The following is a 14,443-nucleotide window of genomic DNA, read 5'->3' on the forward strand; positions in this document are numbered from 1 at the left end:
AACTGAAAAAGGATGTAAGAGATTTTGTCGAAAAATATTTTTTGGACACCCCTGAGGGGCCGAAAAGCCTTGATAAATCAACATTTCTAGAGGGAGGGATACATAATGGATCGCATGTTCCGCGTCTTGGCTTTTTGGACTGGCATTTTTGCCGTCATGTTTTATCTTGGCCATATGCATACGACATCGCTCATCTTCTTTGGCCAAACCGTGTTTTTCCTTTTCGTCGGCTTTTTGAAACTGACCGAGCGAATGTACATTTACATTTTCGGGGCGTATTTGACGATTTTCTTTGCCGCTTTTACATACTGGACGACGTTCATGATGGTGCCCGGCATGGGCGAATGAAAACAGGCAGAGCCCGTTCTCTGCCTGTTTGTCTTTATGGCAAAAATTCCGGCGCCGCCCAAATGTCCGGGATGGGAAGCTTCACGCCTTTTTGTCCGATGAGCACATCGAAAAAACGGCTGATGCCGTCATCGGCGACCAACGCGCGAAGCATCCGGTCTTCCCGGCTCGGCGGGGCAAACAACTCCGCGCTTTTGGAAACTGCCCATTCGTCCAAGAGACCGGCAGCAAGCAAAAACCGATCTTGGCGGAGAAACGCCACCTCCTCCCACCCGGTCTGCTGGGCGTACAAGCGGATGGCATCCCATTGTACATGGGCCGTCAAATCCATCTCCCCTGGACGGTGAAGCGGGTCGGGGACGAGCCGATGGCGGAAATAACCCCGCAAGCTGCCGTGCCGCCGCGCCGGCGCCCGCAGCTGTTCGTCCGTATAACCATAATCAATCGTCACCATCACCGCCTGGCGAAACTGCGGCCCGATGTCAAGCCAAAATGATCGTGCCGCGAGCGGCACTTCCAAGCGCTGCCCTTCGGCAAGCGAGAGGCCGCGCTCAGCCAAGTAGCGAGCAATATCCAAATTGCAAAGCGGCTCCTTTTCCTCGACGAGCCGACCGTCACGGGCGGCGACGAAACATTCATAAAGAATCCCTTGTTCCTTTGCAATCACATGAACCGGGAGTGCGTCAAAAAATTCATTGCTGAATACGATCCCAGAAAACGGCCCACGCTCGGCGAGCCAGCGGGAGACGTTGTCATATTGCTCCACTTTATCGGCAGCCGCGCGAAGCGTTTCCCGCTGCCTTTGACGGTGGAACAGGCTTTGATCGATGATCGTATACGACAACTCACGGTATGTATCAGGGCTTTTTTTCTCCCATTCTTCCAATATCGCCAGCGCCAAACGTCCATCCCCGCCCCCCCACTCGCAAATCGCCGGCGGCAGGCCGCCCCGCTCGACAATCCGAATGAAAAACGAAGCAAGCGCTTTTCCGAATACGGCAGCGAACGAGCTGTTCGTAATGAAATCTCCCTTCCTGCCGATTTTCGTCCGCTCGCGCATATAATAGCCCGCCTGTGCGTCATAAAGCGCCATGTTCATATAATCGGCGTATGACACCCGCCCTCCCGGCGCCGCGGCAATTTGTTCGTACAGTTGTCCCATGATGGTTTCCTTCCTTAAATTTTTTATTTTTACTATTGACATAGTGAAAACAATGGTATATGGTTATAGTAGTAGCTTAACTATATCCCCTCCCATTATTATGGATAGAACATCCCCCAAAAACCCTTCTTGGCGCGGCTGAGAGGGGTTTTTTTATTTTGCAGGCTTCACAGGCAGACGCCTGTCTGCCTGTTTCCATGTCCTCTCCGGAAGCTCTGCCGTGCGGCGGCTGCCGGGAAATCAAGAAAACCCGTGCAAAAATGGATTGGTGTCCATTTCCATGCCGATCGTCGTCTCCGGTCCATGCCCGGACAAAACCAACGTCTCTTCAGGCAGCGTCAACAGCTTGCGGTGAATGCTTGCCAACAGCTGCTGGTGGTTGCCGCCCGGCAAATCGGTGCGCCCGATGCTGCCGGCAAACAGCGCATCGCCTGAAAATACGAGCTGCGCGGCTTCACAGTAATACGAGACGCTGCCCGGCGAATGGCCAGGCGTTTCCCGCACGTCAAACACAAACGGACCGATCGTCAACGTCGTCCGCCCTGTAAGGCATGTCGGCTCGCAACGGACAACGACCGGACCGCCGAAATAAAGTGAACCGTTGAGCGCCGGATCTTGCAGCCATGATTTTTCGTTTTCATGCACATACACGGGAATATCCCAGCGGGCGAGCACATCAGAAATGCCGCCGATATGGTCAAAATGGGCATGCGTCAGCAAAATCGCCAGCGGGGTCAATTTCTTTTCTTCAATTCGGCGCACGATCGTTGCTCCTTCCGCTCCAGGGTCAATGATGACACATGCACCGTCCGCGGCCGACAACAAGTAGGCGTTCGCCTGAATCGGGCCGACAGGAATGCGCGTCCATTCCATCACCGTCTCCTCCTTATCGTTGGCATGGTCAGCGTTATCCTTATTTTACCGTTTTTCTCCCGCCGATGAAAGAGAAACATGCAAATGCGGAACAGACCTCGACAAAAGAAAAAAAAAAGATTACAATGAAAAAGAATGAGCTCGCTTGTACATACTGTTTCACAAGGGGGTAAAACGGATGGGTACAGTCATTATTTTTGCGCTCGTGACGTTGCTCGCCCTTTACGGCATGCTCCGCACGCTGCGCGAGAAAAATGTGCTCGGATTTTTATTTGGGCTTGGCACAGCGGCGGTTTTCGGCTGGTTTACAGTGATGACGATTTTGCACCACGGCATTCCGACAGGCACACACTGAAAACGCAAGAGGCGGACGGAGCCTCTTGCGTTTTTTCACGCCTTTCAGAGCATTGCGATGCAATTGGCAGCCCATGCGGCATTTCTCCGCAAACGCCGCCTTCAAGCCATTTCGAGCGCAGCCAAAAACAAACCGAGGCTGTCGCGGTATATTTGCGCAAATTGCGAAAGCGGCAGCGGGTTGACCCCTTCTCCGAGTTCGACCGTATAGCCTCTGCGCCGCCATGTCTGAATGAACCAGTCGCGGTAGCCGGCGTGGCTGTCAATATAGCGAATCGCTTGGTATCCGCTCGCTTCGGCCATCGCCTTGACGGCCGCCTCCGCTTCTGGCGGCTCCAATCCTTCGTACCCCCAATAAATCTCCTTTCCTTGTGTATGAAACGCAACAACCATTGCAAAATCCCCTTCTTCAGCCAGCGCTGCCATCGCTTTCGCCTCCGGCTCGGTGAGTGGGGCGAAGCCGGGAAAATCACGCGGCGCCGGTCCCTTTGGCGGTTTGCGCGCCTGTTCAATTTCCCAGCGGGCCGGAAACTGGTTGTTTAAGTCGATGCCACGAATGTTCGCTTTCCACTGGGAAAAATCAGCGGCCCCACCGTTAATGCGGATGGCTTCACTCCGGTGCGGCTCCTTCTCGGGAGGACCGTTCAACACAAGATTGACGCCATCGGGATTGACCATCGGCACGACGGAAAGAGTCGTTTTATGGTAATACTCGAGAACCCGGCGGCCGGCCAACATGTCGTCATTGACAAGCGCCCGCACATAGTCATCGATGAGCGCCATTAATACTGCCGTTGTAATCCATTCGTTGGCATGGAACGATCCGTTCATATGGACGCGCACCGGGCCGCGGCCGATTTGCAGCTCAACAAGCGGCAAACCGAGCACGCTGTATCCGATCGTCCGCTGGCGCACAAACGGGTAATGGCGGACGATCGCGTCAATATCCTCCGTCAAAGCGGCAAAATCGTACGGCCGGACGCTGCGAACGACAGGAGCGGCGATCCGCATAGGCAGCGGCGCTGTTCCGTCAATGACCGCCATCGCCCCCGACATCCGCCGCAACGCCTCGATCGGCAGCGATAGACTGCGGGAGAGTGTTTCCCATGACTCGATGACGCCATATCCCGGAATAGCGACTGTCTGTCCGGGACGCAGCCTTCCTTTGTCGACATGTGGATTGGCGTCTACAATCAACTCCGTCGGCACTGAAAACCATTGCCCGTATTTTTCAAGCGTATCGCCAGGCCATGCTTGGACGCGCATGCGCCATCTCCCCTTCCCTTTCTTCTACCTTCAACATATGCGGCAGGCGCCAAAAAATGAAAACAACGGCTTGCTCCCTTGCTGGAGCAAGCCGTTGCGGTTTAGGCGCCGATGAGCGATTTCGCCAACCAGGCGCCGCCGATGACTCCGGCGTCATTGCCGAGCGTTGCCAGCACGATCTCCGCTCCGGCGGCGACACGCGGAAAAGCATAGCGGCGGAAATGGGCGGCGACATGCTCAACGAGCAGTGCCCCCGCTTTCGAGACACCGCCGCCGATCACAATTTTCTCCGGATTGGTTACATTGGCCGCATTCGCCAACGCCAAACCGAGATAGCGCGTCACCTCCTCAACAACCTCAAGCGCGAGCGCATCCCCCGTTTTGGCGGCGTCAAACACAGCTTTGGCGGTGACATCGCCGCCGCGGAGCGCGCTCGGACGCTCGCTGGCAGCCAGCTTTTCGCCGGCAATCCGCACAATGCCGGTCGCCGACGCAATCGTTTCCAAACAGCCCGTTTTGCCGCAGTTGCACGGCGCGCCGCCGTCTGCAACCATCGTCATATGGCCAATTTCTCCACCGGCGCCGTTCGTCCCGCGCACGATGGCCCCGTTGGCGATTACGCCGCCGCCAACGCCGGTGCCGAGCGTCACAAACAGCAAATGGCGCGCCCCTCCCCCGGCCCCTTTCCACATTTCGCCGAGGGCGGCGATATTCGCGTCATTGTCGACGGCCACCGGCAGCCCTGTCTCTTCTTCGAGCTGTCGTTTTAAGGGGTAGTGTTTCCATCCTAGATTGACCGCTTCATACAGCATTCCTGTTTCTTCCTGAACCGGCCCGGGGGCGCCGATTCCGATGGCGAGCAGCTGTTCTTTCGTTCCGCCAAGCCGGGCGAGCGTTTCATCCAACGACCGGGCGATATGGGCGACGATCCGTTCGCCGCGGTTGGACGTGTCTGTTGGGATTTCCCATTTGTGTACAATGATTCCGTCTTCTGTAATAAACGCCATCTTCGTCGTCGTGCCGCCAAGATCGATGCCTGCCAACCATTGTTCCATTGCCATTCCCTCATCCTTTTCTCATTCGTTTTTCCCGCTCGATTTGCGCTTCCTGCCGCAAAACAAATAACGCAGCCTGCAATTGTTTGACATCGATGAGCTGAGACTCGTACAGCTCTTTCACTTCCTCCTCCATCAGCTCCAAATCGGCGAGCCGGTCGCCGACATAAATGATCGTGCCAAACTGTTTGAGCAGCTGTTGCACATCGTATACTGTCTTCATCGTCATTGATTCTCCTTTTCTCCCTTTTTAATGTATCGGCAAATATCCGCAGCCGTCAAGACAAAAAAGCAGGCGCCGGGAAATAGAGCGCCTGCGTCAACGGTCAGGGTCGCGCGGATGAAGAATGGCCGGCCGCCGGTTTTTCAGCGGCATCGGCGAGCGGATGAGCACATCGCGCATCGCCCGATAAGAAAACGGAATAAACGGCCATAAATACGGGATGCCAAACGACGACATCCGGGCCAAGGAGATGATCCAAACAGTAAGGCCGAGCACATAGCCGTACAGGCCGAACAGGCCGGACAAGATCAGCAAAGCAATGCGGACGAGCCGGTTCGCCAAGCTCATCTCATAGCTTGGCGTCGCAAACGTGCCGATGGCGGCAACCGAGAAATATAAAATCACTTCGTTGGAAAAGAGGCCGACCTCCACGGCAATGCCGCCGATCATAAGCGCCGCCACCAAACCGAGCGCTGTCGCCAGCGAGGACGGCGTATGAATGGCGGCCATTCGCAGCATATCCATGCCGATTTCGATCATCAAAATTTGGGCAAAAAGCGGAATATCGCCTAATTTCGCCTTTCCTAAAAACTGCAGCGGCCCCGGCAGCAGTTCCGGCTCCGTCATCAATAAATACCAAAGCGGCAACAAAAACACCGACGCCCAGACAGCCAAAAAGCGAACGAGCCGCAAATACGCCCCGACGATCGGCTTGTTCCGGTATTCTTCGGCATGCTGCAAATGATGCCAAAACGTTGCCGGGGTGATCATGACGCTTGGCGACCCGTCAACGATGACGAGCACATGCCCTTCGTACAAATGGGCGGCCGCCGTATCAGGACGCTCCGTATAACGAACGACCGGGTACGGGTTCCAATGCCGCCCGGAAATAAACTCTTCAACCGTCTTTTCCGCCATCACGAGCCCGTCCGTATCGATGGCGGAAATCGACTGCCGGACGCGGCGGACAAGTTCCGGGTCGGCAATTTCTTCAATATAGCAAATGCAAATGTCCGTTTTCGAGCGGCGCGCCACCTGTACATATTCCATCCGCAGCGACGGGTCGCGGACGCGGCGGCGGATGAGAGCCGTATTAAAGATGATCGTTTCCACAAACCCGTCGCGCGCCCCGCGCACTACCCGCTCAGTGTCCGGCTCCTGCGGGCCGCGCACTGGATAGGTGCGGGCGTCAATTAAAAGGATGCGATCCACGCCATCAACGACGAGCGCCGTCGGTCCGGCAAGCACGGCGGCGACCGCCTCCTCGAGATCGTTCGTTTGCCCGATTTCTACATAAGGAAGATGCCTTTTTAACAGTTTTTCGAGCGGATCAGCGTCCAGTTCACCCTCGTCTAGATGGGACAAATTTCTCATTAAATAATGCAAAATATCGTCTTTCACAAACCCGTCAATCATAAACAATGCCATCGCCCGGCCGCCATACTCGACGTCGAGGCGGATGACATCAAAGCTTTTGCCGACCCCAAGCCGCTCGGCTAAGTAAGCCGCATTGTCTTGGAGACGGCATGAAGCTGGCCGTTTCGGCACACGTTTGTCCATCGCCATCCCCCTGCATCTCGTGTCACTGTATACTCCCCATCATAGACAACCAGCAGGAAATTCATACATAAATGTCCCTTTCTATGCATATATTGGTGGAAACTTGTCCGCTCAGGGAGGATGCCATGAGACGATGGTTGTTGGCCGCCGTAGGAGCAGCGTTTTTTCTCGCCGCTATAGCTGCGCTGTTTTCGTGGTGGGAGCGTCAGCGCACCGAGGAAACGATTAAATTTTTCCCGCTTGACCGCGAGGCGGTGTTCACCGAAGCGAAAACCACTCTTGCGCTTGCAACAAACAAAGAGCGCGGGCGCTATTCGCTGCGTTGGTCCACTGTCTCCACGCTGAACCGCCGCGCCTATTTGCGGCAAGACGTTTCATTGCTGTTTGCTGACGGCCGATTGGTTGATGTATTGTCCCGATGGGAGACGAACACCGGAACGATCGCCATGGAAAAAACAGCAATTATGCATGACAGCCGTTTTTTCCAAGCCATTTCGTTCCATCATGGTGAACTGCACAGGGGCGAAACGATCACAAGCAGCCAAACGATGTCAAGCGCGTATTTGTATGTCATCGACTCGCCATACCATCCGCTCGCATCATTCCGCCGGCCGAAAACGGGCGCCGAGCGCGAATGGCAGCGCGTCTTGAACAAGGCAACGAACGAATTTCTCCGCCATAAGGCGGACGAGCTGCTTTCCCATTTTTCGCTATCGAAAGAAGACTACTACGCCCTTTATTTGCCGGAGCTTGTCGCTTATACGGAACAACCGCTGCCCGGCTTGTCGATGACAAAAACACAGACGATCATCGGCCGCCTATGGGAGGGGATCTATAAGTCGTACGTTCTCGGCATAAAAAAAGAGGATGGCTCCATCCTCTCGCCGATCGGCAGCACGGTGCCCCTTATTTTGATCCGGAAAGATTACGGTCAAATCCTTGTTTTGCTTGAAGCGAAAAATGGAGACAAAGTCATGCTCATCCAAGTTCCTTAGCGGAAACCAAGCCATAAGCCGGACGCTGCCAATAACAACGCGGCGGCCAATGCGCCGGCCTGCCGCCCCGAAGCGGTCTGCTTCGGCAAATGGACAGCACCCGCTGCCAGAAAGCCGCCGACAAGCCCGCCGATATGGCCGGCGTTGTCAATGCCGGGAACAAGCAGGCCAAACAGCAGGTTGACGACGATTAAGCTGATTACGTTCATGCCCATCGTCCGAAAAAATAGATGCCGGTAAACCGTCCCAAAATAAAGAAGCGCCCCAAACAATCCGAAAATGGCGCCGGACGCCCCGGCCGAAATCGATGGAGTGAACAAAAAGCTCGACAGCGTTCCGAAAAAACCAGCCGTTGCATAAATGATCAAAAAGCGAAGCGAACCGTACAACCGCTCTGTCGTCGTCCCTAAATAATACAGCGCAAACGTGTTCGTCAACAAATGCAAAAACCCGATATGCAAAAACATCGGCGTCAAAAATCGCCACCATTCCCCCGCCTCAATGAGCGGATTGAATTTGGCGCCATACCGGATCAAGACGTTGGGGTCCGTGCTGCCACCGCTCCACTCGAGAACAAAAAACATAGCGACTTGCACGATCATCAGCAGCCGAGTGAACACCGGCCTGCCGTATTCAAAAATGCGCCGCTCTTCCTCCCGTTGGCGGCGCCATTCCGTCAGCACTTGATGTTTGAAACGCTCGGCGGCGGCGAACGGGTCTTCCTCTTCCGCAGATGGAGCCGGGCGGAGCGCCGCCCCGGTCATCTCCTCGAGCCGCGGCAGCATGTCATTGATGTTGCCGCTATGAATGAGAAGCGTATGAAACGCGCCATCGCCCGTCCCTAAAAGCGGCAGCGGTTCGTCAATGAGAAACTCCCAGTCATCAACCGGCGGATACGCCATGATGTATACGTTGACAACCTGGCCTCCTCTGCCGGTTGCCCGTCCGTCCATCCGCCGAATGAATTGCCACGTATATTCCATATCAAGACGCAGCGACCGACTCCAGTCGAAATCGGCGCGGACGAGGCGGATGAGTGTCGGCCGCCGCCAGCGGGCCGATTCGAGCCATACTTCATCCCCGCGTTCGGCCATCCGCGCGATGCGGTAACCGCCGCGAAGCAAAAGATGAACAAGCTGCCAAAACAATACATCCATCGTTCCAACCATGTTCTCCTCTCCCTTTCTCCGGCAGGCCGAACCCGGCGGACAGCAAAGCTCCGGCTGTCTGGATGATCCAGCGCAATCCAGAGGGAGGCTGTGCCGTTCCCGCCCCAGGCGCGCTTTTTCCACCCGCCCGCTTTGAAATCGACGATAAGGGTGGCCAGCTTCCCGTTCGCGGCATCATAAAACGGCCAGCCGGCCACCGCCTCTCTAGCGCAACATTTGCGACACAACCGCGTTGCGCACCGCCGGAATGTTGAGCGCAAAGCGAACAAGCTGCTTTCGCAGCGGCGGAATGCGCAACGCCCAGTCAGCCATTCGGTAACGATAACGATAGGCGAGCCATCCGGCTGCGACCGCCAACAGCGAGTACGACCATTTGTTCATTGGTGTTCCCCCTTCATCATATGACATGCTCGTTATTCTTTTTTCCCTTTTTCCCCTTAATTATGAAGCAGACGGCCTAACGCCCCAGCACAAGGGCGGCGGCAAGCACCGCACCGGCAGCCGACAAGACGTTGACGGCATCGTTGTCAAGCCAGCGCCATCCTTTCACCTGAACGGTCATCCGCCCGCAATGCTGTTTTCGCTCGGTGGCGATCCCGCATACCGGACAGCGGTAAACGGTCTGCCAGGCGGCGCCAAGCCATGTATCCAGCCAGCTGCCAAACCAGCCGAACAGTGCAAGGGGGAGCCACGGTGCAGCGGGAAGGAGCAACGCGCCGCTGGCGGCGATGAACAGCGCCCCAGCAAGGGAAGCGGCCGTGCCAAGGAGCGTCACCGCTCCGGAAGTGCCGGCCTCGACCGACTGAAAACTCGGCCATGTCCGCGGCGGACGCCGGCTCAAGGCACCGATTTCCGACGCCCATGTATCGGCGTTCGCCGCCGCGACCGCGACGACGAACAGCTCGTTCCAAACCGGGTCAGGGAGCAGCGCCGCCAGCAGTCCGAGCGCAGCCGGCACTCCACCGTTGGCCAGCACTTGGACCGCATCGCGCCGCCCCCCTTTTGCCACCTTTTCGGCGAGTTTCTCCTTTTTCCGCCTCCCGATATGGCTGAAAAAGCTGGAGCTGGCAAAAAATAATCCCAGCAACCATAGCCCGCTCCATGAAAAACCATACCCAACCAAGGCGCCGACAACAACGGTCGCCGCCGCTCCCGAGGCGGACAGCAAGCGCAGCAGCCACCCGCCGCCGGCTGCGATGGCGGATGCAGCAATATACGCCCATTCACCGCTCACAGCGAATGACCCCTTTATCGGTAATAATGAACTCTACCGGCACGTCATGTTCTTCTGCTGGGATGTCGTCCACCACTTGAAACGAATAGGCAAGCGCCGCCGTCACTGCCGCCGCCCCCGGCAAGTACCGGTCATAATACCCGCCGCCGTAGCCGATCCGAAAGCCATTTTTGGCAAAACACACTCCTGGAACAATAATGAGATCAAACTCCTCGCGATCCATCGCCGTCGTTTGTTCCTCGATCGGCTCAAGCAGCCCGGCATACGCCTCTTCAAGCTGGGCAAACGACACGATCCGCCGAAACGTCATCGTTTTCGCCGCTGGGTCGCATTTTGGCACGCCGACTTTTTTTCCTTCCCTCCAAGCTTGTTCAATGATCGGCGCCGTATCCACTTCCGTCTCCCGCGCCACCGTGATGGCGATCGCCCGGGCTTGTTTCCACGGCGTCCATTGATATAAATAACCGGCAATTTGCCGGTCGCAAACTCGTTTTTCAGGCGCCGGAAGCTGCCGAAGCCGGCTGAGCATATGACGGCGCAGTTCCCGTTTGCGGTCCATCGTCGCTCCCCTCTCTGTCCGAAAGATAAAAAAGCAGCAGGAATGGCGTTCCTACTGCTTACTTCGTTTCGCGGTGCAACGTAACTTTGCGGTCCCGCGGGCAATATTTTTTCAGTTCAAGACGTTCCGGGTTGTTGCGTTTATTTTTGGACGTAATATAGTTGCGTTCGCCGCATTCTGTGCATGCCAGTGTAATGTTCACACGCATCCTTTTTCCCTCCAAACGTGCTTTATATAATCAGACCTTTCTATGATAGCATTTTTCTGCGACGATTTCCACCTCTAAATTTCATTTCCCTCCATTTTATCTTTTTCCACAAGACCGGCCACAAATAGAATACGATATGATATAGTGAAAAGAGGAGGGATTCATGATGGTAGAATACATGATCATCGCCTTGGCGGCCTTATCGATTCTTTTGCTTGTCCTTTCCTTTTTCGCCAAAGACGAATGGAAGCCGCTCGAAGAACAAATTGACCAGCTGGCTGTCTCGTTGGCGCAAGAAACGTATCAAATGAAAAAACGGCTGCAAGTCATCGAGGAGGAACTGCTCATCCCTGAGCGCCGGCGCCCGCCCCGCCGCGGTCCTTTTTCCGACACCGAGCGGCGCATCTTCTTTTTGCATAAACAAGGATTTCCGCTCGAAGAGATTGCGCAAGAGACCGGTTTGACGGTTGCCGAGGTCGAGCGGATCGTGAGGAGATTGCTGCGATGAAGAAACGGACGATGCGCGCCTTTGCTCTCGGCCTGCTTGTTGCCACGTCATTCATCGGTGTCTCGTATTATCATTCCGCCCCCGATGCGCCGACGGAAGCGGAAGTGCAGGCGTTTCTCGAACAACGCGGGCTTGTTGCCATTGCGAAAAGCGAATACGATCAACTTCGCCGCGACCGGCAAACGTCGGCTGAACAGCCGGCTGCGCAACCGGCGAAAACAGTATACATATACCGCCTTGTCATCCAAAAAGGCGACACTCCGGAAACGTTCGCCAAAGAGCTTGAGGCTGCCGGCATTATTCAAAGCGCTCGCACGTTTCGCGAGTACTTGCAGCAGCACGGGCTGACGCGCTCGATCCGCCCCGGCGCCTATAACGTGCGAAGCGATATGGATTATGCGGCAATCAGCCGCTTGATTGCTAAACCATAACGGAAAGAAGGAGGCAAATGATGAAAAGACTGCCTCCTTCTTTGTATTTGCATCAATCATTCAAATCATAATGCTTCCCTTTGACGAGATAAAGGAGATGCTCGGCGATGTTGGTCGCATGATCCGCCGTCCGTTCAATATACCGGGCGACGAGAGCCAGCACGTTCATTTGCGCCAGCGCCTCTTTATCTGTTTTCTCCATCTCAAGCAGCGCTCTCATCATCTCCCCGTACCGCTCGTCAACCTGACGATCCATATCGGCAATTTGTGCAGCCAGCGATGCATCTTCCCGATCGTACGCCGTCATAGCCGCCGATACCATGTCTGCCGCCAATTGGTGCATCGACACTAGTGGGCGGATGTCGATGACGAACGGCTCGCCGCCGATGCGGATGCACGCCTTGGCGACATTAACGGCAAAATCGGCGATCCGCTCGATATCGCCCGCGATTTTGATCGCGGCGATGATGCGGCGCAAGTCGGTCGCGACCGGCTGCTGTTTCGCAATGAGCCACAACGCAAAGTCGTTCACTTCTTCTTCGAGCTTGTCAATCGAGCCGTCTCCGTCAATGACGGCCATCGCCAAATGTTTGTTTTGTGTTTGAAACGCGTCAATCGCCTGTTGCAATGCCACTTCTGTTAACCGCCCCATCTCAACCAGCTTGTTGTGCAGCGCTCGCAAGTCATCAGCAAACGTTTCACGCATTTCAGGCTTTCCTCCCTTGTTTTTTATCCGAAACGGCCGGTAATGTAGTCTTCTGTACGCTGGTCGGCCGGATTGGAAAACAGCTTGTTCGTCTCTGCGTATTCAATCACTTCTCCGTTCAAGAAAAACGCTGTTTTGTCCGAAATGCGGGCCGCTTGCTGCATGTTATGGGTCACGATAATGATGCTGTATTGTTTTTTCAATTCTTGAATAAGTTCCTCGATTTTCAACGTGGAAATCGGATCGAGCGCCGACGTCGGTTCATCCATTAAAATAACGTCCGGCTCAATCGCCAAACAGCGGGCGATGCACAATCGCTGCTGCTGTCCGCCTGATAACCCGTAGGCATGATCGTGCAGCCGATCTTTTACCTCATCCCAAAGCGCCGCCCCTCGCAAACTTTTTTCGACAATTTCGTCGAGCACTTTTTTATTGCGGATGCCATGAATGCGGGGACCGTACGCAATATTGTCGTAAATCGATTTCGGGAACGGGTTCGGCTTTTGAAACACCATGCCGACTTGTGTCCGCAATTGTTCAACCGGATAGGAAGGGTCAAAAATGTTGCGCCCGCGGTAGACGAGCTGGCCGGCAATGCGGACGTTCGGCACGAGCTCGACCATTCGGTTCAACGTTTTAATATAGGTCGATTTTCCACATCCTGACGGCCCGATAATTGCCGTCACCTCATTTTCATAAATTGTTAAATGAATGTGCTTCAGCGCATGATGTTCACCATACCATAAGTTTAAATCTGTTGTCTCGTACACAACGCCTTTTGTTGCAACATCTTCGACCGCCGGCGTTGCCGCAGACGGTTCGACCAACGGTGAGAGTTTTGTTTTCTTTGTTTTTGTTGCCATCATCTGATTGGTCTCCTTTCGCTCTTCCCCGAAATTTTTGCGTTAAAACCGCTTTTGAAACTTGTTGCGAATCAACACCGCGACCGAATTCATCAAAATTAAAAAGACGAGCAGGACGATAATCCCGGCAGCCGCTACATGCTGAAACTCCTCTTGCGGCCGTCCTGTCCAGTTGTAAATTTGCAGCGGCATAACGGTAAACGTATCGAACACGCCGCTCGGCAAGTAGGCGATAAACGTTGGAATGCCGAGCACCACGAGCGGAGCGGTCTCCCCGACGGCGCGGGAGAGCGCCAAGATCGCCCCCGTTAACATCCCCGGCAGCGCCGCCGGCAGCACAACCCGGCAAACCGTTTGCCATTTCGTCGCCCCCATGGCATACGACGCTTCTCGCAACTGCTGAGGAACGGCACGAATCGCTTCTTGGGCCGCGACGACGATCACCGGAAGAACGAGCAAGCTCATGGTCAATCCAGCTGCAAGCACGCTGCGCCCGAGCCCGAGCTCACGGACGAAAATCGTCAACCCGAGCAAGCCAAACACGATCGACGGTACACCGGCCAGATTGGAAATATTCGTTTGAATAAAAGCGGTGAAACGGTTTTTGCGCGCGTATTCTTCCAAATAAATGGCCGTCCCGACCCCCAAAACAAACGAAACCGGTGCGACGATTGCCATCAGCCAGAGGGAGCCGACCAATCCGGATTTGATCCCAGCCTCTTCCGGCCGGCGCGAAGGAAAGCTGTTTAAAAAGTCGCCATCCAGCCAGCCGATCGCCTGCATAATAACACGGGATAATAACAGCATAAGAGCAATCAGTCCAAAAACGGTCGCAAAAAAGAAGATGGCTTGCAGGATGGTGTTTTGCGCCAGCCTTCCTTTCATTCGCTTCCAAACGAGCGGTTTGTCCATTTTGTTTTCCATCGTTT

At 55.1% G+C, this 14,443-nt stretch carries 19 protein-coding genes; 5 read left to right on the forward strand and 14 right to left on the reverse strand.

The genetic code is table 11. From position 1 onward, the window contains the following. Nucleotides 1-105: 105 nt before the first annotated feature. Nucleotides 106-348: a DUF2626 domain-containing protein gene (locus CV945_RS02505; protein ID WP_033010198.1), complete on the forward strand. Its 243-nt coding sequence runs from the start codon at nucleotides 106-108 to the stop codon at nucleotides 346-348. A gap of 34 nt (nucleotides 349-382) precedes the next feature. Here CV945_RS02505 and CV945_RS02510 read toward each other — a convergent pair whose 3' ends face one another. Together CV945_RS02510 and CV945_RS02515 are read right to left on the reverse strand one after the other, a co-directional pair. Further along, nucleotides 383-1,510 (reverse strand): class I SAM-dependent methyltransferase, encoded by a 1,128-nt coding sequence (locus tag CV945_RS02510; RefSeq protein WP_100659074.1) that lies wholly within the window; start codon nucleotides 1,508-1,510, stop codon nucleotides 383-385. A gap of 240 nt (nucleotides 1,511-1,750) precedes the next feature. Beyond that, nucleotides 1,751-2,383 (reverse strand): MBL fold metallo-hydrolase, encoded by a 633-nt coding sequence (locus tag CV945_RS02515; RefSeq protein WP_049625174.1) that lies wholly within the window; start codon nucleotides 2,381-2,383, stop codon nucleotides 1,751-1,753. 178 nt (nucleotides 2,384-2,561) lie between these two features. On the opposite strand from CV945_RS02515, the gene CV945_RS02520 reads away from it, so the two are divergent. After that, nucleotides 2,562-2,738 (forward strand): DUF2759 domain-containing protein, encoded by a 177-nt coding sequence (locus tag CV945_RS02520; RefSeq protein WP_033010201.1) that lies wholly within the window; start codon nucleotides 2,562-2,564, stop codon nucleotides 2,736-2,738. A gap of 101 nt (nucleotides 2,739-2,839) precedes the next feature. Here CV945_RS02520 and CV945_RS02525 read toward each other — a convergent pair whose 3' ends face one another. The 4 genes from CV945_RS02525 to CV945_RS02540 form a co-directional block, all read right to left on the reverse strand. Beyond that, a complete protein-coding gene (locus CV945_RS02525) occupies nucleotides 2,840-4,003 on the reverse strand; it encodes a M14 family metallopeptidase (RefSeq protein WP_100659075.1) in 1,164 nt (387 codons plus the stop codon). A gap of 101 nt (nucleotides 4,004-4,104) precedes the next feature. Then, a complete protein-coding gene (locus CV945_RS02530) occupies nucleotides 4,105-5,058 on the reverse strand; it encodes an ROK family glucokinase (RefSeq protein ID WP_033010241.1) in 954 nt (317 codons plus the stop codon). Between the two features lie 10 nt (nucleotides 5,059-5,068). After that, on the reverse strand, nucleotides 5,069-5,281 hold the full coding sequence (locus tag CV945_RS02535; protein ID WP_033010242.1) for a YqgQ family protein: 213 nt from the start codon (nucleotides 5,279-5,281) through the stop codon (nucleotides 5,069-5,071). Nucleotides 5,282-5,377: 96 nt separating this feature from the next. After that, nucleotides 5,378-6,841, reverse strand: coding sequence for a spore germination protein (locus CV945_RS02540; RefSeq protein WP_033010203.1), 1,464 nt, complete (start codon nucleotides 6,839-6,841; stop codon nucleotides 5,378-5,380). Between the two features lie 125 nt (nucleotides 6,842-6,966). Here CV945_RS02540 and CV945_RS02545 point away from each other — a divergent pair, with 125 nt between their 5' ends. After that, nucleotides 6,967-7,836, forward strand: coding sequence for a hypothetical protein (locus tag CV945_RS02545; RefSeq protein WP_063330778.1), 870 nt, complete (start codon nucleotides 6,967-6,969; stop codon nucleotides 7,834-7,836). Here CV945_RS02545 and CV945_RS02550 read toward each other — a convergent pair. From CV945_RS02550 to rpmG, 5 genes are all read right to left on the reverse strand, one after another. Continuing rightward, nucleotides 7,833-9,005: a rhomboid family intramembrane serine protease gene (locus tag CV945_RS02550; RefSeq protein ID WP_198518477.1), complete on the reverse strand. Its 1,173-nt coding sequence runs from the start codon at nucleotides 9,003-9,005 to the stop codon at nucleotides 7,833-7,835. The two genes, CV945_RS02545 and CV945_RS02550, sit on opposite strands and share 4 nt — an antisense overlap. A gap of 204 nt (nucleotides 9,006-9,209) precedes the next feature. Further along, nucleotides 9,210-9,386, reverse strand: coding sequence for a hypothetical protein (locus CV945_RS17185; protein ID WP_167438915.1), 177 nt, complete (start codon nucleotides 9,384-9,386; stop codon nucleotides 9,210-9,212). Nucleotides 9,387-9,462: 76 nt separating this feature from the next. After that, nucleotides 9,463-10,239, reverse strand: a complete 777-nt coding sequence (locus CV945_RS02555) for a DUF92 domain-containing protein (RefSeq protein WP_044743159.1) — start codon at nucleotides 10,237-10,239, stop codon at nucleotides 9,463-9,465. Next, on the reverse strand, nucleotides 10,229-10,798 hold the full coding sequence (locus CV945_RS02560) for a 5-formyltetrahydrofolate cyclo-ligase (protein WP_033010210.1): 570 nt from the start codon (nucleotides 10,796-10,798) through the stop codon (nucleotides 10,229-10,231). The genes CV945_RS02555 and CV945_RS02560 overlap by 11 nt, the downstream gene beginning before the upstream one ends. Nucleotides 10,799-10,856: 58 nt before the next feature. Then, a complete protein-coding gene (gene rpmG, locus CV945_RS02565; RefSeq protein ID WP_011231931.1) occupies nucleotides 10,857-11,006 on the reverse strand; it encodes a 50S ribosomal protein L33 in 150 nt (49 codons plus the stop codon). A 166-nt stretch (nucleotides 11,007-11,172) separates the two neighbouring features. Here rpmG and CV945_RS02570 point away from each other — a divergent pair, with 166 nt between their 5' ends. Continuing rightward, the gene (locus tag CV945_RS02570) at nucleotides 11,173-11,514 is read left to right on the forward strand and encodes a hypothetical protein (RefSeq protein WP_063330781.1); all 342 of its coding nucleotides are present in this window, start codon (nucleotides 11,173-11,175) and stop codon (nucleotides 11,512-11,514) included. After that, nucleotides 11,511-11,945, forward strand: a complete 435-nt coding sequence (locus CV945_RS02575; protein ID WP_100659076.1) for an MltG/YceG/YrrL family protein — start codon at nucleotides 11,511-11,513, stop codon at nucleotides 11,943-11,945. Before CV945_RS02570 ends, CV945_RS02575 begins: the two co-directional genes overlap by 4 nt. 52 nt (nucleotides 11,946-11,997) lie before the next feature. Here the strand turns inward: CV945_RS02575 and phoU are convergent, their stop codons facing one another. From phoU to pstA, 3 genes are read right to left on the reverse strand one after another with little or no spacing between them, the layout of a single operon-like run. Then, nucleotides 11,998-12,651 (reverse strand): phosphate signaling complex protein PhoU, encoded by a 654-nt coding sequence (phoU, locus tag CV945_RS02580; RefSeq protein WP_063330783.1) that lies wholly within the window; start codon nucleotides 12,649-12,651, stop codon nucleotides 11,998-12,000. A 23-nt stretch (nucleotides 12,652-12,674) separates the two neighbouring features. After that, a complete protein-coding gene (gene pstB, locus CV945_RS02585) occupies nucleotides 12,675-13,517 on the reverse strand; it encodes a phosphate ABC transporter ATP-binding protein PstB (protein WP_044743156.1) in 843 nt (280 codons plus the stop codon). 39 nt (nucleotides 13,518-13,556) lie between these two features. Then, nucleotides 13,557-14,438, reverse strand: a complete 882-nt coding sequence (gene pstA / locus CV945_RS02590; RefSeq protein ID WP_198518478.1) for a phosphate ABC transporter permease PstA — start codon at nucleotides 14,436-14,438, stop codon at nucleotides 13,557-13,559. Nucleotides 14,439-14,443: the final 5 nt, after the last annotated feature.

This window comes from Geobacillus sp. Manikaran-105, from assembly GCF_002809955.1.
Lineage (GTDB): Bacteria > Bacillota > Bacilli > Bacillales > Anoxybacillaceae > Geobacillus > Geobacillus thermophilus.

Bases quoted from the DNA above. Each gene is read 5' to 3' on its own strand.
- CV945_RS02530 (WP_033010241.1), bottom strand. From the start codon at position 5,058: ATGGAACAATGGTTGGCAGGCATCGATCTTGGCGGCACGACGACGAAG.
- CV945_RS17185 (WP_167438915.1), bottom strand. From the start codon at position 9,386: ATGAACAAATGGTCGTACTCGCTGTTGGCGGTCGCAGCCGGATGGCTC.
- CV945_RS02570 (WP_063330781.1), top strand. From the start codon at position 11,173: ATGGTAGAATACATGATCATCGCCTTGGCGGCCTTATCGATTCTTTTG.
- CV945_RS02525 (WP_100659075.1), bottom strand. From the start codon at position 4,003: ATGCGCGTCCAAGCATGGCCTGGCGATACGCTTGAAAAATACGGGCAA.
- CV945_RS02550 (WP_198518477.1), bottom strand. From the start codon at position 9,005: ATGGTTGGAACGATGGATGTATTGTTTTGGCAGCTTGTTCATCTTTTG.
- rpmG (WP_011231931.1), bottom strand. From the start codon at position 11,006: ATGCGTGTGAACATTACACTGGCATGCACAGAATGCGGCGAACGCAAC.
- pstB (WP_044743156.1), bottom strand. From the start codon at position 13,517: ATGATGGCAACAAAAACAAAGAAAACAAAACTCTCACCGTTGGTCGAA.
- CV945_RS02560 (WP_033010210.1), bottom strand. From the start codon at position 10,798: ATGGACCGCAAACGGGAACTGCGCCGTCATATGCTCAGCCGGCTTCGG.
- phoU (WP_063330783.1), bottom strand. From the start codon at position 12,651: ATGCGTGAAACGTTTGCTGATGACTTGCGAGCGCTGCACAACAAGCTG.
- CV945_RS02535 (WP_033010242.1), bottom strand. From the start codon at position 5,281: ATGAAGACAGTATACGATGTGCAACAGCTGCTCAAACAGTTTGGCACG.
- CV945_RS02505 (WP_033010198.1), top strand. From the start codon at position 106: ATGGATCGCATGTTCCGCGTCTTGGCTTTTTGGACTGGCATTTTTGCC.
- CV945_RS02515 (WP_049625174.1), bottom strand. From the start codon at position 2,383: ATGGAATGGACGCGCATTCCTGTCGGCCCGATTCAGGCGAACGCCTAC.
- CV945_RS02520 (WP_033010201.1), top strand. From the start codon at position 2,562: ATGGGTACAGTCATTATTTTTGCGCTCGTGACGTTGCTCGCCCTTTAC.
- pstA (WP_198518478.1), bottom strand. From the start codon at position 14,438: ATGGAAAACAAAATGGACAAACCGCTCGTTTGGAAGCGAATGAAAGGA.
- CV945_RS02510 (WP_100659074.1), bottom strand. From the start codon at position 1,510: ATGGGACAACTGTACGAACAAATTGCCGCGGCGCCGGGAGGGCGGGTG.
- CV945_RS02545 (WP_063330778.1), top strand. From the start codon at position 6,967: ATGAGACGATGGTTGTTGGCCGCCGTAGGAGCAGCGTTTTTTCTCGCC.
- CV945_RS02540 (WP_033010203.1), bottom strand. From the start codon at position 6,841: ATGGACAAACGTGTGCCGAAACGGCCAGCTTCATGCCGTCTCCAAGAC.
- CV945_RS02575 (WP_100659076.1), top strand. From the start codon at position 11,511: ATGAAGAAACGGACGATGCGCGCCTTTGCTCTCGGCCTGCTTGTTGCC.